12 protein-coding genes are annotated in these 14514 nt (G+C 35.4%); 10 read left to right on the top strand and 2 right to left on the bottom strand.

All coding sequences use genetic code 11. The features are described from left to right. The first annotated feature begins 13 nt into the window (after positions 1-13). The 10 genes from NYP54_RS07385 to NYP54_RS07340 all read left to right on the top strand — a co-directional run bounded on the left by NYP54_RS07385 (position 14) and on the right by NYP54_RS07340 (position 12790). Entirely contained in the window at positions 14-499 is a 486-nt protein-coding gene (locus NYP54_RS07385; protein WP_283155970.1) for a DotD/TraH family lipoprotein, read from the top strand. Positions 500-501: 2 nt separating this feature from the next. Next, complete coding sequence (locus NYP54_RS07380) at positions 502-1257, top strand: type IV secretory system conjugative DNA transfer family protein (protein ID WP_283155969.1); 756 nt, start codon at positions 502-504, stop codon at positions 1255-1257. Between the two features lie 9 nt (positions 1258-1266). After that, on the top strand, positions 1267-2388 hold the full coding sequence (locus tag NYP54_RS07375; RefSeq protein WP_117003637.1) for an ATPase, T2SS/T4P/T4SS family: 1122 nt from the start codon (positions 1267-1269) through the stop codon (positions 2386-2388). A gap of 23 nt (positions 2389-2411) precedes the next feature. Continuing rightward, positions 2412-2669 (top strand): IcmT/TraK family protein, encoded by a 258-nt coding sequence (gene icmT / locus NYP54_RS07370; protein ID WP_117003638.1) that lies wholly within the window; start codon positions 2412-2414, stop codon positions 2667-2669. Continuing rightward, positions 2662-5013 (top strand): TraM recognition domain-containing protein, encoded by a 2352-nt coding sequence (locus NYP54_RS07365; RefSeq protein ID WP_283155968.1) that lies wholly within the window; start codon positions 2662-2664, stop codon positions 5011-5013. The genes icmT and NYP54_RS07365 overlap by 8 nt, the downstream gene beginning before the upstream one ends. Beyond that, positions 5010-5297: a hypothetical protein gene (locus tag NYP54_RS07360; protein ID WP_117003640.1), complete on the top strand. Its 288-nt coding sequence runs from the start codon at positions 5010-5012 to the stop codon at positions 5295-5297. The genes NYP54_RS07365 and NYP54_RS07360 overlap by 4 nt, the downstream gene beginning before the upstream one ends. Then, the gene (locus NYP54_RS07355) at positions 5297-6376 is read left to right on the top strand and encodes a hypothetical protein (RefSeq protein WP_283155967.1); all 1080 of its coding nucleotides are present in this window, start codon (positions 5297-5299) and stop codon (positions 6374-6376) included. Before NYP54_RS07360 ends, NYP54_RS07355 begins: the two co-directional genes overlap by 1 nt. Beyond that, complete coding sequence (locus NYP54_RS07350) at positions 6363-6941, top strand: hypothetical protein (RefSeq protein ID WP_117003642.1); 579 nt, start codon at positions 6363-6365, stop codon at positions 6939-6941. Before NYP54_RS07355 ends, NYP54_RS07350 begins: the two co-directional genes overlap by 14 nt. Before the next feature lie 84 nt (positions 6942-7025). After that, positions 7026-11543 carry a non-ribosomal peptide synthetase gene (locus NYP54_RS07345; protein ID WP_283155966.1) on the top strand — a complete coding sequence of 1506 codons (4518 nt, stop codon included), beginning with the start codon at positions 7026-7028 and terminating at the stop codon, positions 11541-11543. Between the two features lie 32 nt (positions 11544-11575). Beyond that, entirely contained in the window at positions 11576-12790 is a 1215-nt protein-coding gene (locus NYP54_RS07340) for a PAS domain-containing protein (RefSeq protein ID WP_283155965.1), read from the top strand. Between the two features lie 26 nt (positions 12791-12816). Here the strand turns inward: NYP54_RS07340 and NYP54_RS07335 are convergent, their stop codons facing one another. After that, positions 12817-13623, bottom strand: coding sequence for a hypothetical protein (locus NYP54_RS07335; RefSeq protein WP_283155964.1), 807 nt, complete (start codon positions 13621-13623; stop codon positions 12817-12819). Positions 13624-13639: 16 nt separating this feature from the next. Further along, positions 13640-14437, bottom strand: a complete 798-nt coding sequence (locus NYP54_RS07330; RefSeq protein ID WP_283155963.1) for a LuxR C-terminal-related transcriptional regulator — start codon at positions 14435-14437, stop codon at positions 13640-13642. Positions 14438-14514 lie beyond the last annotated feature (77 nt).

Here is a 14514-nt window from a genome sequence, read left to right as displayed (position 1 = left end):
TGAAAATTTACTTATGAAAACACATTTATCCATTTTAAGCTTATTATTGCTTAGTGCATGCAGTCATATAGACAGCAATTCACCCAAAAAATATCACCCTGAGTATGTTAATAACATTGTTATTAATGAACTTAAAGATGCCAGTGAATCTGTCCAACAATCATTAAATGAACTTAATCGTTCAAACACCATTCGCTATGGAAATCCAGAAATTCCTTTTGCTAATATTGAAGATCACGCACTTTTGAAAAAACTGTCGCTTACTTATTATGGTCCATTAGAAAATGTACTCACTCAAATTGGCTTAGCAGTAAACTTTAAAGTGCAATATTTCGGCAAAACACCACCCTTCCCAATTATCGTGGTCATTGGTCAGCTTAATGCTCCAGTTGAGGATTCAGCCATTAATATTTTAAGAAACCTTGCTGTTCAAACAGGTAAACAAGCAAGTTTAAAAATTAATACAGAAGCAAAAGTTATCAGTGTCAGGTATTTATAAGCATGATCGCAATGGACTTACATCAACTAGAAAATTTAACCAGCAATACTCCCATTGTTCAATACGATAGGGCTAACCTTACATTAAGGCAAAAAGCAGTTAAAGAAGCCGCATTGGAATTAGGCACACAAAGCGGGCTTTATGAAGGACAAAAAATGATTAATAAATATCTTGATAAACTTTCATCCATGTTGTATCAAACCTATAACTTCAATGGTTTATTACTGAATGAACATATTCTACCGCCGGTCATTGAGACGGGATACAATAAGTCGAGTATTAATACAGATAACCGTAAAATCACACTTAATGGTCAAATCTATCATATTACAAAGCAAGCCTATTTTGTCTCAAATGTCCCTACTTGGCGTGACTACCTGATCACTAACTTTTCCAGACCTGAAATTCCAGATCGCTCAGTTTTACCTGCCAATGCTCAGGAACAAAAGGTTTGGAAGCTAGCTATTTACTATGGCTGGGAAAAAGGTGTTGAACAAGCGATTGATATTTTTAAACAAAACATACACGAATTAAGCAGGGACTTTAACGGAATGCTGATGTACTATGAGTTGATTAATCGCAATATGATTACCTCCCCATATGTTACAACAGCAACAAAAGCAATTTTATCTGATCAAAGCAATTTGGCGATTGATAATAAAGAAATCAATCTGGAGATTGTGCCTCAATTTCAAGACAACCCAACACGATGGCAGGCAATGCTTGATCCATTGCATAAGCTTTTACCGACTAATTAAGGTGAGGCTATGACAACGGCAATATCTACATTATTTGCACATGATCCGCCTTATTTTTTGCATTGTCATTATGATATGTTACTAACTTACACTGCAGAAAATGATATTAGTGATTTAACGCTACAAATAGATAGCCCGATTTTTGCTGTTCGCTACGGTCAACAGATAAAACTTACCGACAGAGGGCTAAGTGGCAGTGAAATTGAAGACTTTATTAACTTGTTATATGGAAGCAATGCTGCCGCTAAGGTACTCAGTGGAAGTGATTTGGATTTTAGCTACACACATAGAGTTAACTCAGATCATAAATTAAGATTCAGAATCAACGCAAGTTTGATTAACCAATATGAAAAGCTTGGGATTCAGGTCTCTATGCGTGTTTTAACGACCACACCTCCGTCTATAGATACATTATTATTACCTGAAGAGCTCATTAAGTTAAGCTTTATTAACGATGGTATTGTCCTTGTGTGCGGCGCAACTGGCTCAGGGAAGTCGACATTATTGGCATCCATGCTTGCATTAAGAGCAGCAAAAAGTGTCTTAGGAGAAAAGATCATCACTTTTGAATCTCCTATAGAATATATCCTACCTGCACACACTGGAAACTCTATTACTTCGCAGTCAGAAGTCCCTAGATGTCTGCCTAGCTTTGCCTACGCCATTAGAAATGCTTTAAGGCGCACCCCAACAGCAATCATGGTTGGAGAGTCACGAGACAATGCAACAATCTCAGCAGTCATCGAAGCTGCTCTTACTGGGCATAGCGTATTTAGCACACTACACAGCCAATCTGTCATGCAAGCGATTAATCGATTACTCATGCTTTTTCCGCACGCAGAAAAACAACGCATTTATTATGATTTTTTTAGTACGGTTTCCGCCATTATTTGGCAGACTCTCATCCCAAGCAATGATGGGAAAAGAGTTGCTTTAAGAGAATATATCGTAGTTGATGCGGCACTTAGAACAAAGTTACTATCTTCATCAAATGAGATGATGGCGCCTATTATCAAAGAGGCAATGGAGCAACGCCAAACCTCGCTTACAGACCACGCAACCACATTATTGTCCAAGGGGCACATTACGACACAAACTTACAACTTATATTGCCAACCCCATCACAATTAATAATAGTAAAGAGAGATTTTTCAATGTATAACACTCAAGCTCACTGGAGAGATTCAGGTAGAAAGCCTAAATTTTTCATTATTGAAGCGCAAGTATTTATTCCAATCCTATTATGCTTGTTCCATTTCAGGGTTTGGACCATCTCGCTAAGTATTGGAACCTGTGTTCTTCTTTTTATACTCAATCGCTACCAAATAACGTTATGGGTATTTCTATTAAACCTACGCGAATGGTCATTTGGTCGTGAAAAACTAACTGAGAAATGTTATTCAAATGAGTAAAGGTTTAAGAGGACTCTCACGCACACAAGAAGCACGCCCAAGTGAGAGCATTCGTGACACTCGCGGCTTAATCTTCCAGCTTTATGAGCTTTGTTCATCACGCTTAGGAAGTATTTGTGTTCTTGTGTTATCACTCATCACATTGACTTGGTTACCGCTTATCAGTGACTTACTGTTTGTATTTATGTTGCTGATCTTCTGGAACGCATTTTGGCAAATTCCAAGATTACCTTTTCGCTTACCTTTAGGTGCCAAGCATCCTGATTTATCAAATAGTAATCTAGTCCAAAAAAAAATCTCCAAACCTTCTGGACTGTACTTTTTTGGCAATGAAATTGCTAGTAAACAGGAAGTCTGGTTTAGCGATGAAGATATGCGCACTCATGCATTAATACTAGGCTCGACAGGTTCTGGTAAAACTCAAACCTTACTTTCAATTGCTTTTAATGCATTATCTCAAGGCTCAGGTTTTATTTATGTCGATGGAAAAGGTGATAACTCTCTCTATGCCCAAGTTTTTTCAATGGCTAAATTCATGGGACGCGAGGATGATTTGCTGGTAATTAACTATATGACAGGTGCCGAGGATATTATTGGACCACAAAAAGACATGATATCCAATACACTTAATCCCTTTGCCTTGGGCTCTTCAAGCATGCTATCACAATTAATTGTTAGCATGATGTCTTCCTCAGACAGCGGTGGTGGTGATGGAGACATGTGGAAAGGACGTGCAATCTCTTTTGTTGAAGCATTAATGCGTTTACTTGTTTATCTTAGAGACAAAGGCTATCTACTACTTGAAGCCAATACTATTCGCAGATATTTTATTCTTGATGTTGTTGAAGATTTGCTTCATAAACAAAAAGTCCTTGATCACAACAACAGTACAGTTGTCATACGAGAAAAACTTCCTACTGACGTTACCGATCCGATGTATAACTATCTTGCAACATTACCTGGTTATCAGGAAAAAAACGTCGGTAAGCAGTCTGACAAAACATATGAACAGCACGGTTATATCACCATGCAATTAACGCGCATATTCGGCTCACTTGCCGATGTTTATGCACATATTATGCGTACCAACCTTGCAGATGTTGATTTTAGTGATGTGATTCTAAATCGCCGTATTTTGGTCGTTTTATTACCCGCATTAGAAAAATCACCCGACGAGTTGTCCAATCTAGGAAAATTGATTATTGCTTCCTTAAAAGCCATGCTTGCTGCAGGTCTTGGCTCAAAAATACAAGGTGAGTATAAAGAAGTTATCGAATCTAAACCTTCTAATTCTGACACTCCTTTCTTATGTATTTTAGATGAGTACGGCTATTATGCTGTAGAAGGGTTTGCTGTTGTTCCTGCTCAGGCACGCTCACTTGGTTTCTCTGTTGTGTTTGCTGGACAAGATATTCCTGCTTTCCAAAAAGCCTCCAAAGAAGAAGCCGCTTCCATTTTTGCAAATACAAACATTAAGCTATGTATGAAATTAGAAGATCCTACCGAAACATGGGACTTTTTTAACAAAACAGCAGGAGAAGCTTATGTGTCAACCGTCAGAAGTTATAATATGGGACAAGATGGCAATAGTTTAGGATATAAAGACTCCAAAGAAGCAGGTATTGAAAAACGAGCACGACTGGATCTTATGGATTTGAAGGATCAATTACCTGGTGAGGCACATGTATTTTTCAAATCAAACATCGTCAGAATGCGCTCTTTTTACGCTGCACCTAAAAAAACAAAGCACATCGCGATTAATCATTTCTTGAAAGTAGAACCTTATACTATCGCTTTCATTGAATCAGCTAAAATTGCTTTTGGCAAACATCATTACAAGAAATTAGACGCATTACCACTAAGCTCAGCCTTACTCCAAGAAGGGATGACTGGGAATATTAATATTTCACATTCAGAAGATGAGTCATTTCTAACAGCCGAAGCTGAGCAAGCTCATCATGGCTCACATGAAAGTCCTGATCAAACACGATATGAAAAAACGGATCCTCTTACTGACATCAATTCTCTGATAAAAGGCAGCCTACTATTTGATGCTATCGATCTAGAGGATAAACTCAATAATGATTATTTTGATTTGACACAGTCAAATATGACGCTTCATTTGATTAACGCTCAAGAATTGCAAAAACTATTTTATAAGCTAAATACCATGATTGGCGTTAAGCTCAATGAAAATAAAGCACAAATTCTTGAGAAACTTAAACATATCAATCACCTTTCCAAGCAATACTTACAGCAAAAATCTCAAGTCAATTTGAAGGATCTATTTCAACAAACATTAGCTGAGAGCAATACAACATCTAATAAAAAGAGTGCAAAATGATTTTAACTAACATTATGAAACATCTCATCCAAGAGCATCATCTAACCTTTATTGAGAATCAACAAACAAAAGATTTTGGGAAATTAACTCAGGTAGAGATCTTTATCAAAGCATTAATATCACAAGCTGATAATAACTACCTTTATGTTTTTGATAGCTCAATGACAAAAAGTATTAGTGACACAAACTTTGATCTAATACAGGTTTTATTTATTTACGACGCTTTGCTTAACCTGATCGATGAAGGCATTATCAACATTGATAAACTATTGGGAGATAATTAATGTCTAACTCTGCTAATAGCAGTAATGATGACGGAATGGCACCAACTTATATCGTTGCCATTATCCTGCTAGCACTACTCCTATTTTACTGGCTTTTTCACAATCAACTCATTAGAGCAATATTTATCATAAAACGCTTTGAACTGTCGATTATTATGCTGTGGGATAACCACTATAGTATGTTGATGAATTGGTGTAATCATGTATTAGAATCGACCGTCACACTGAAACAGCTCAAATATTTAGGCTACAATACAAGTGATGCTCTAATGTCTATTTTTTGGTGTGTTGGCATAACATTTATCATCATCATTTTTTTCTTCCATCCCAATAGAAAATATAGACAAACCTTTTCAATGCCAAGCTTATCTCAATTCATTGCTCAACGCTTTCACAAGGTTTACACGCCAAAAAATGAAACACCATCCAAAACCAACCTTGGCACAGCATTAACCCCCGTTGAATATTTACAGCATCATCATTTAACACCAAATGAAAGACTTGACCTTATTGCACTACATAGCAATTTAAGTCAACAACTTGGCAATCGTTGTGGCAATGTCGCACAGGAGAGTCTTGAAATATCTGGTCTAGCTGTTGCCTTTTCCTTATACATCCTAGATAAACGCAAGCAAGCTGACACGCTTTTAAGTTATCTAAACTACGAATTCAGCCAACATAACAATCAATTAAAAAACTTTGTCAACCGATACAAACTCAACAAATATTTAAATAACCATTTAATAGAATGTATGTCTCACGATAATATTCAAAAAATTGTCACAAAACATCACTACACTTACACCATGTTATGCTCACTGTTAAGTACCGCAAGAAAAGGTGGTATTGTTCCTACTTCATCATTCTTATGGTTAAAACCCGTTAATCGAACTTTATGGTATGCCTTAAATAATGTTGGGAGAAAGACACTTTTTAGTGAAGGCGCTGCTGTTATCTCACATTGGCAATTTGAGCTTGCATTAAACATGCCTTTTTCTTCGCCCATGATCGACAACGTGTCCAAAGCATTACAGCAAGAATATCAACTTTATGAGTCTTTACATCATGATAAATCCTGATATTAAACTAAAGCTTCTAGCTTCTTCCAATCACAGCCATACATTTTTAAAGCGTCTTAACACACCAAAATACAATGATTGCAAACAAAAGCTACTTGAGGGAAGTACCAGTTGCTATTTCTGCCAACAACAGCACACTGATCTCTATATTATCAATCTTGATCTTGATTACACTAATAATCATTTCAGCAATTTCGCACTCGCCTGCCATTTTTGTACCTATGTTCAGCATCTGAATTTGAGTGCTCAATACAAACATCTGCTACAACATATTATTTATTTACCTGATATTTCGCAACAGGAACTTAATCAGTATTATCATCAATGGCAGAATATGATTAAGCAAAAACAGAATATTTTTGCTATTCAAGAAGCTATTTCTGAATTATCAGAGCGATCTGAATTAATAGATGAGATTATTGGATTTAAAACTAATTTCAAAGATCAGCTAGGTCTATTGCTCAAGCCCTATGATAGCGGACATTCATTATTGTCTCATCTACGTTGGCTACCCAGTTTTGAACTCTTGAGATCTTTTGATCCTGCAATACCTCATCGCATTTGAGATGTGGCTACATTATATGACTACTTGTTACTGGCATGATGATGCTGTTTGTGAGTATGCTACTAAGCACCGAAAGAGCGTCAAATGATGTGGTGGAAAATGATATGCCTTCAGTTAACAAAACAGCAAGATGAGTTGTGGTATGCCTACAAACTCAATCCAAAGGCAGATAGCTATAATATTTCTGTGTCGTATCGTGTTGAAGGCAATTTAGATGTAGAAAAATTCAAGTCAATTTATTTAACTATCGGTGATTACTTTGAAGCATTTAAAACACGCTTTATTGAAAAAGATGGTAAAGTATCTCAAATCATACGTGACCATTTTGATGGTGAATTCATCTATCAAACACTTAATAATTCAACTGATCAAGAAGCCCTTGACGCAATCGAAGCATTAAGAGCCAAGCCATTTAACCTTGAAAAAGATTGGTTATTTAGAGCTATTTTAATCAAGACGAATGATCAGACGCATTATTTTCAATTTGTCTGGCATCATATTATCTCAGATGGACTCACAACGATTGTCTTTAGTGAAGTCTTTGAAAGGCTTTATAACGAAGGTTTAGAAGCCATCGATCAATTCAAAACCTATTCGCTAACTGATTATTTACAGTACGAAACATCGGTGATTGCTAAGAAGAAGGAAGAAACCATTAAGTACTGGCAGAACTACCTGAAAGGATGTCAGCAGAATGAGCTTGCTAAATACACTTATAATGATGGCGAACAAATCAATCGTCAGCGGCTTGATATTGATTCAAAAGCTTTAAATAAACTGCTTAAAACACACAAGACAACACCCTTTATATTTTTCAATGCACTCATTAGCGTCTTTCTTTTTAGATGCTTTCACTTAACAGATATTCTGTTATCTTACCCCAAAAATATACGAGCAAACGAGTTTGACAAGATAGTAGGCTATTTCGTCAGTCTATATCCTATGCGAGTGCAACTGTCACCAGATATGACTTTTGCTGGGTTGTTATATAATATAAAAAAGCAGTATAAAGGGGATAGAAATTATCAAGAAATTGCTTTTGAGGAAATTCGAAAGGCATTAAATTTTGAGATAAAACCAAATATATCAATGATCGAAACCTGTCTTTTATCTCAACCAATACAGTTGAGTGATCTCACACTTAATCATTTAGAGTTTTTCTATGGTAACAAAATAACCACACTGAGTTTTGCATATGATAAAAATGCTTTGTGTTATGAAATCATTTATCGTGAAAACTATATCCCTAACTATTTCATTGGGTATTTCGAAAATTTGATCAATCAGATTTTAGCCAGCACAGATAAGAAGATATCTGAATATGAGTTAATGTCAATTGATCAAAAAACACTACTTTACGATTGGAATAAAACAGACAAACCTGATCCCAAAGATAAAACTATTCATCAATTGTTTGAAGAACAAGTTAAAAAAAATCCAAACAATATCGCCATTGTTTTTGAGAGAGAACAACTTAACTATGCGCAGTTAAATGCCAAAGCCAATCAACTAGCACGCTATATCAGATCGAGCAATACCATTTCTCCTGATGATTTAATCGCTTTATATCTAGATAAAAGCTTAGAAATGATTATTGGCATTTTGGCTATTTTGAAATCAGGAGCGGCATATGTCCCTCTTGATCCCAGCTACCCTGATGAAAGAGTGAAGTATATCCTTAATGATACTCAAGCATCTTTGGTATTATCACAATCACATTATATCTCAAGACTGCAAGCTATTTCTAAGGCACCCGTCATATCACTTGAGAGTGATTGCTACGAAAACCTCTCAAGTGATAATTTAATCCCAATGAGCACCGCCAATGATTTGGCTTATGTGATATATACATCAGGTACGACTGGAAAACCCAAAGGCGTTTGCATTCAGCATAAAGCTCTACATAATTTAATTGTAGGGCAACAAGATGGAATAAAAATTGATAAATTATCTAAGTTTCTCCAATTTTCATCTATATCGTTTGATGCTTCTGTGTGGGAGATTTTTAGTGCGTTAAGTTTCGGCGCCCAATTATACATCATCTCAGATGGAGTAAAAACTGATAGAAAAAAAATCAGTCAATATATTGCTAATCATCAAATAACGATTGCTTTATTACCACCTGCTATGCTTGGTATCCTGTCAACTGATAGCATGAATAGCTTGCAACAGTTACTCACAGGTGGAGAGGCATGTAATCATTTAATAGTAAAGAAATGGTCTTCAAATACAAATTTCATTAATGCCTATGGGCTAACTGAAACTACAGTATGTACTACCATGCATCACTACATTCATGACAAAACCAGTACCAATATTGGAAAGGTAATTACCAATAATAAATGCTATGTTGTTGATATATACAATAACCTTGTGCCAATTGGTGTTATTGGTGAATTATATATTGGTGGCAGAGGATTAGCGCGTGGTTATCTTAACAAACCTGAACTAACTGCTGAAAAGTTTATTCCCAACCAATTTGCTACTGAAACCGACAAAGCCAATGGCTATGATCGTTTATATAAAACAGGGGATTTAGTTCGCTGGCTGCCTAATGGTGATTTAGAGTATATTGGACGCCACGATAAGCAACTTAAAGTTCGCGGGTTTAGAATTGAACTAGCTGAAATTGAACATGCTTTAAGTAATATAAAAGATATTCAACAAGCTATCGTTATCAATAGAGTAGTGAATGATGAACAATACCTTTTTGCTTATTACACTGCCAATGAGCAAATTAATCCTCAATCAATCCTAGATAAGCTCACTGAAAAACTGCCGCATTACATGGTGCCAAGTGCTGCCTTACAGATTTATGAGATACCATTAACTGTTAATGGCAAAATTGATATCAATGCTTTACCTGACATCACCTTCCAAAGTTCTCAAGCTTATATTGAACCCAGAACAGAGCAGGAAAGAATTGTATGTCAGGCGTTTTCTACTGTGCTGCTTATTGAAAAAGTAGGCATTGATGATGATTTTTTTAAGCTCGGTGGTAATTCTATTAAGGCAATCCAACTCTCAATCGTGTTGCAGTCAAATCTTGAGATCGATGTTGCTGAAATCTTTGATTTACGCACACCGAGAAAACTCGCACATAATAAGCAAATTACCCATGATTTATTGATTTCCAAGTTAGAACAAATCAAATATAAATATGTCAACCAACAGACCAACGAACATCAAAAGCTTAATTCAGCGATGTCACTTAAAAAAGCGCAATATTTATCACAAATAGCTAATATGACCGCAGTAAAATATACAACCAAATCGATCCAAAATGTCCTATTAACCGGAGCTACCGGTTTTTTGGGTTGCAATCTCCTTAATCAGTTACTAACATTAACACCTTATCAGATTTTCCTATGTATTAGAGCAAAAGATAAGACACATGCCATGGAGCGTATGGCGCATAAATATCGGTTTTATTTTGATATCTCTCTAGAGGATCATTTTTCTGATCGTGTAGTTTATATTCCCTGTGATTTAGAAAAAAGACAAATAGGTGTAGCGGATGAGCAATATTATCAACTGACACAAAATATCGATAGCATCATCCATTGCGCTGCCTTAGCAAAACATTTTGGTATTGAGCAGACGTTTTATAGCGCCAATGTCACATCAACGATTAATTTACTTAAGCTTTGTGAGCTAACCAATTTAAAAGATTTCCATTACATTTCAAGCTATTCTGTGATGACAGGCATTGCCAATGATAATGAAACAGTTCTGACTGAAGATGATCAATTAACGATTGATGGTGAGTGGAGTTCACCCTATACCAAAACCAAATATCTCGGTGAAATCAATACCATTAAATGGCGCGAAAAAGGCATTAATAGTAGTGTCTATCGTGTTGGAAACTTAGCTTTTATGCAACAAAATGGCAACGTGCAGGAAGATGTCAAAGATAACGCATTTGCAACCTATATTACCTTTATCCGCAAATTAGGCTGTATCGCTGATAATATGAATGAAACCGAGATCTCACCTGCTGATATAACCGCAGCAGCAATGGTGAAAATGTTTGATAAACCTGAGTTAAATAATCAGACACATCATCTATTTAACCCAAATAAGATCAAATTATCTCAAATGCTGAGTACGAAAAATCACACAATCACCATTGTGAATTTTGAAACTTTTATTGATAGGTTAGTTAACTATTTACAGCACAATGATGATTGTGCTTTAATTGGACGGTTTCTGTTACGCATGGAATGGCACACCGATGATAAAAATGGTCATTTTATTGGAAGTAATGGTAGCGCTATTTTACAAAACAAAACGGAATCCGTATTTAAGATGATAGATTTTCAATGGACAACATCAAGTAATCAACAGTTAAAAATGTATATTGAAAAATTAAACACAACTTTTAATGAAAATTTACCCCAGCCTTTTGAATTAAAAAAATATCTGGCAAATACTGGTAAATTTATCAATGTAGCACAGCTAAAAATGCTACAATTTTTCAAATCACATAAAAAAGCAATGTCACTTATGGGTGGATTGTTGCTTATGGCGGCGCCACTAATTTATGTTTTGGAACTTTTAGATGTTATTGCTGTGCTTCAATTTGTAGATACAAGCAGCTAACGCTTGGTAACAAGTACAAGAAAGGAATCAATATGTCGACAGATACTGATATTATAACGCCAGACTTTGAAACTTTTGCTGATTTGGTTCCAGAACCAGTTTATTGGCTGGATTCAAAACAAAGAGTAATTGGGTTTAGTTCATCTGCAATAAAAGCAGCCGGCGTAAAGTCCAAAGATGAAGTATTAGGTAAAACTCCTTTTGATCTTTATCCTAAGGAAATGGCAGAGACCATTGTTCATCACCACAAGAAAGTTATAGAAAGTAGAGAAAAATTAAATTTTGAAGAATCAATTATCGATAGAACAACTGGTAAAGTAAAAGCTTTTAACGCAACCATTGCTCCCCTATATGATGAAAATAAAAAAATTATAGGCACATGCGGTATCTCCATCGATATTACCGAACGCAAACGCCTTGAAGAAGAAACCATACACCAAAAGGATCAACTGGAGAAAAAATTAGCATTTCAACGACACTATCTTAGATCATATGGTTATGAATGGATAGATGCTCTTAAAAATATTTCGCAGGCAGTTGATAATATAGGGGCGCAATTAATGGGATCTACTGTTCCAGAAAGCCTTGAGATTGCTGTGGGTAATGAACTCTACAGCATTAACGAAAGCTTATCTGAAATGTATACAATGTATCAAAGGATTAATAGCGCAATTATCAGCGAAAATGATGCTCTTACAGCACCTGATTCGAATCGTACAACACCTCTGTTCTTAAAGGGTTTGATCACACCAGAAATTGGCATTGCAAATGCCTTAATTAGTGCGAGATATGATGTTAAAGTATCATTTGAAATGGATAGCCAATCACAACAAAAAATCTATGTGGATTATAAAAAACTTCGCCACATTATTAGAACACTACTTGCTAATTATACAAAAGGAATCAGTAGAGACGCTCAAAAGGATATTAACTTAAACATTACTGCCAAAGACAGAGCGCATGACAAACTTTATATAACCTTTGAATTTAAAGGCACTATGCCATTTCTGGAGCTAGAAGATGATAACCTTAGCGCAGATTACTTCACGGACCTTAAAAACACTAATGTCGCTATAGATAAACATGAGTTTGCATATGATCTTGCTTTAGCTAAACATTATATTAAGTTACTTTGTGAAAATGAAGTTGAGTTAAATCAGCATTTATTTGAAGGGGCTGAGTTTTCATTTACCCTACCATTTGTCGTAGTAGACGATGACGACGAGATGGATGAGACAGTCGAGTAAATTGACAGACACATACCGATCTCAAGTTATTTATAGGCAATGTATGCTAAATATCTCCTGTGCTCATGTGACTGAGATATTTTAACAAAGAGTTCATAACGATTGTTCACCCCTAATTTCTGTATCATAGAGGCAATCAATCCTTCAATGGTTCTCGGTGAGCGATCAATACATAGAGCAAGTGCTTTCACCTCGTAATTACCATTATAAATAGCTAAAAAGCACAGGTTCTCAGTATACGTTAACTCGCTAAACTGCGGAGAGGGTATAAACTTTGCAAGCAAATTTTTGGATGGATTTACATTTTTAAATGTAAATCCATTCAAATCGATATCAAACGTATTTTGCAAAATCAATTGATCAAGCGTTTGATGCAACTGTCTGAAATGTCCTCCATAAAATAATTTATTTGCAATAAGAGCATCTTTTTTCTTTACAAATATACACAAAAAACTAATTGAATGGTCAGGATGGTAATGTAAATGCCATGGCAAAGCATGTCTTTCCTCCTTGGTAAGAATATGATCAACACAAAAAGACTGGTTATATGACTGATATACTGCATTTTTATAACCTACATCATTAATCGTAGGAGATAATAGCAAAGTTTCAAAATCAAGAAAAATTCTTTTATCTGCCTCAGGCGAGGTATAATAATCGCTTAAGCTATCATCTGCTAATAAGGGTAGTGCAAACACTCCACCATGAGAATAACAGCGATGGTATATTAAAGACTCTACAGATAAAGCTAAATTAGCACTTTTTAAAATTTTATTTAATTTATACGCATATCTTTGGTAACTTTTTGTGTAGATCTCCTCTACTGCATTCATTTGCTACTCCATAACCTTAATTATCAGCCATTACGTGGCTTAAACATGAGTAATCACTCCCTATTTTCACAAAGAGTTCATACCTATTTTTGCACTCTAACTTATGTAAAACACTACGCATTAAACCTTCGATCGTTCGAACAGATAGATTTAAATGTATTGCAACTTGCTTTGTTTCATAAAGCCCTTGACATATTGCAAATAAAAATGACTTTTCTGATCGTGTTAAATCGGGAAATATTTTTGGTGTGTTATGCTGTTTAAAATAAAAATTATTCTGTCTTGTATTGACTAAAAAATCATGAGCTAAATAACGATATTCTTGCCGCAATGAATCAAATAGTTTTTGCGTTAACGCAAGAATATTAAGATGCGCATATTGAATGCTAATCTCAAGATAGTTACTCTTTTTAATGAATATACATATATTGGCAATTGACTGATTCCCTATCCTGAGATACTGAATAGGTAAGATGTTAAATGCTTCTTGTGTTACAAGAGACAAATGATATGGATAACTATCTTCAGAACAAACATTTAATTCATCTAATGTCACAACTTTTGGGCGATTAAGTACGTTGAGAAAAGAAGATATATGTGCTTTTTCAGACTGAGCCCAATCGTGAAAGCTCTCCAGATATTTTAATGGAAGATTAATTGCCACTCCTGAACTAAAAGTTTCCGTATAAGTCAAACCCTCAATGTCAAACGGCAAATCCATAGATTGAACGATCTTCTTAAAGGTATGCTCATGTTTTTTCCAGTGATAGTGATGTATGTCTCGCAAGGTACATTGTTGATTTGCAAACTCCATTATACTCAAGAAACTCCACAAGTTGATTTATATTTTAGTTTTATCGTAATCATTAAAACAATACCTATTACTTTTAC

The sequence above is a fragment of the Cysteiniphilum sp. QT6929 genome (assembly GCF_030035755.1).
In the GTDB taxonomy this organism is placed as follows: Bacteria; Pseudomonadota; Gammaproteobacteria; order Francisellales; family Francisellaceae; genus Caedibacter; species Caedibacter litoralis.
This window is presented reverse-complemented; position numbering and strand designations above follow the sequence as displayed.

Bases quoted from the DNA above. Each gene is read 5' to 3' on its own strand.
- NYP54_RS07380 (WP_283155969.1), top strand. From the start codon at position 502: ATGATCGCAATGGACTTACATCAACTAGAAAATTTAACCAGCAATACT.
- NYP54_RS07345 (WP_283155966.1), top strand. From the start codon at position 7,026: ATGATGTGGTGGAAAATGATATGCCTTCAGTTAACAAAACAGCAAGAT.
- icmT (WP_117003638.1), top strand. From the start codon at position 2,412: ATGTATAACACTCAAGCTCACTGGAGAGATTCAGGTAGAAAGCCTAAA.
- NYP54_RS07330 (WP_283155963.1), bottom strand. From the start codon at position 14,437: ATGGAGTTTGCAAATCAACAATGTACCTTGCGAGACATACATCACTAT.
- NYP54_RS07375 (WP_117003637.1), top strand. From the start codon at position 1,267: ATGACAACGGCAATATCTACATTATTTGCACATGATCCGCCTTATTTT.
- NYP54_RS07385 (WP_283155970.1), top strand. From the start codon at position 14: ATGAAAACACATTTATCCATTTTAAGCTTATTATTGCTTAGTGCATGC.
- NYP54_RS07365 (WP_283155968.1), top strand. From the start codon at position 2,662: ATGAGTAAAGGTTTAAGAGGACTCTCACGCACACAAGAAGCACGCCCA.
- NYP54_RS07340 (WP_283155965.1), top strand. From the start codon at position 11,576: ATGTCGACAGATACTGATATTATAACGCCAGACTTTGAAACTTTTGCT.
- NYP54_RS07360 (WP_117003640.1), top strand. From the start codon at position 5,010: ATGATTTTAACTAACATTATGAAACATCTCATCCAAGAGCATCATCTA.
- NYP54_RS07350 (WP_117003642.1), top strand. From the start codon at position 6,363: ATGATAAATCCTGATATTAAACTAAAGCTTCTAGCTTCTTCCAATCAC.
- NYP54_RS07355 (WP_283155967.1), top strand. From the start codon at position 5,297: ATGTCTAACTCTGCTAATAGCAGTAATGATGACGGAATGGCACCAACT.
- NYP54_RS07335 (WP_283155964.1), bottom strand. From the start codon at position 13,623: ATGAATGCAGTAGAGGAGATCTACACAAAAAGTTACCAAAGATATGCG.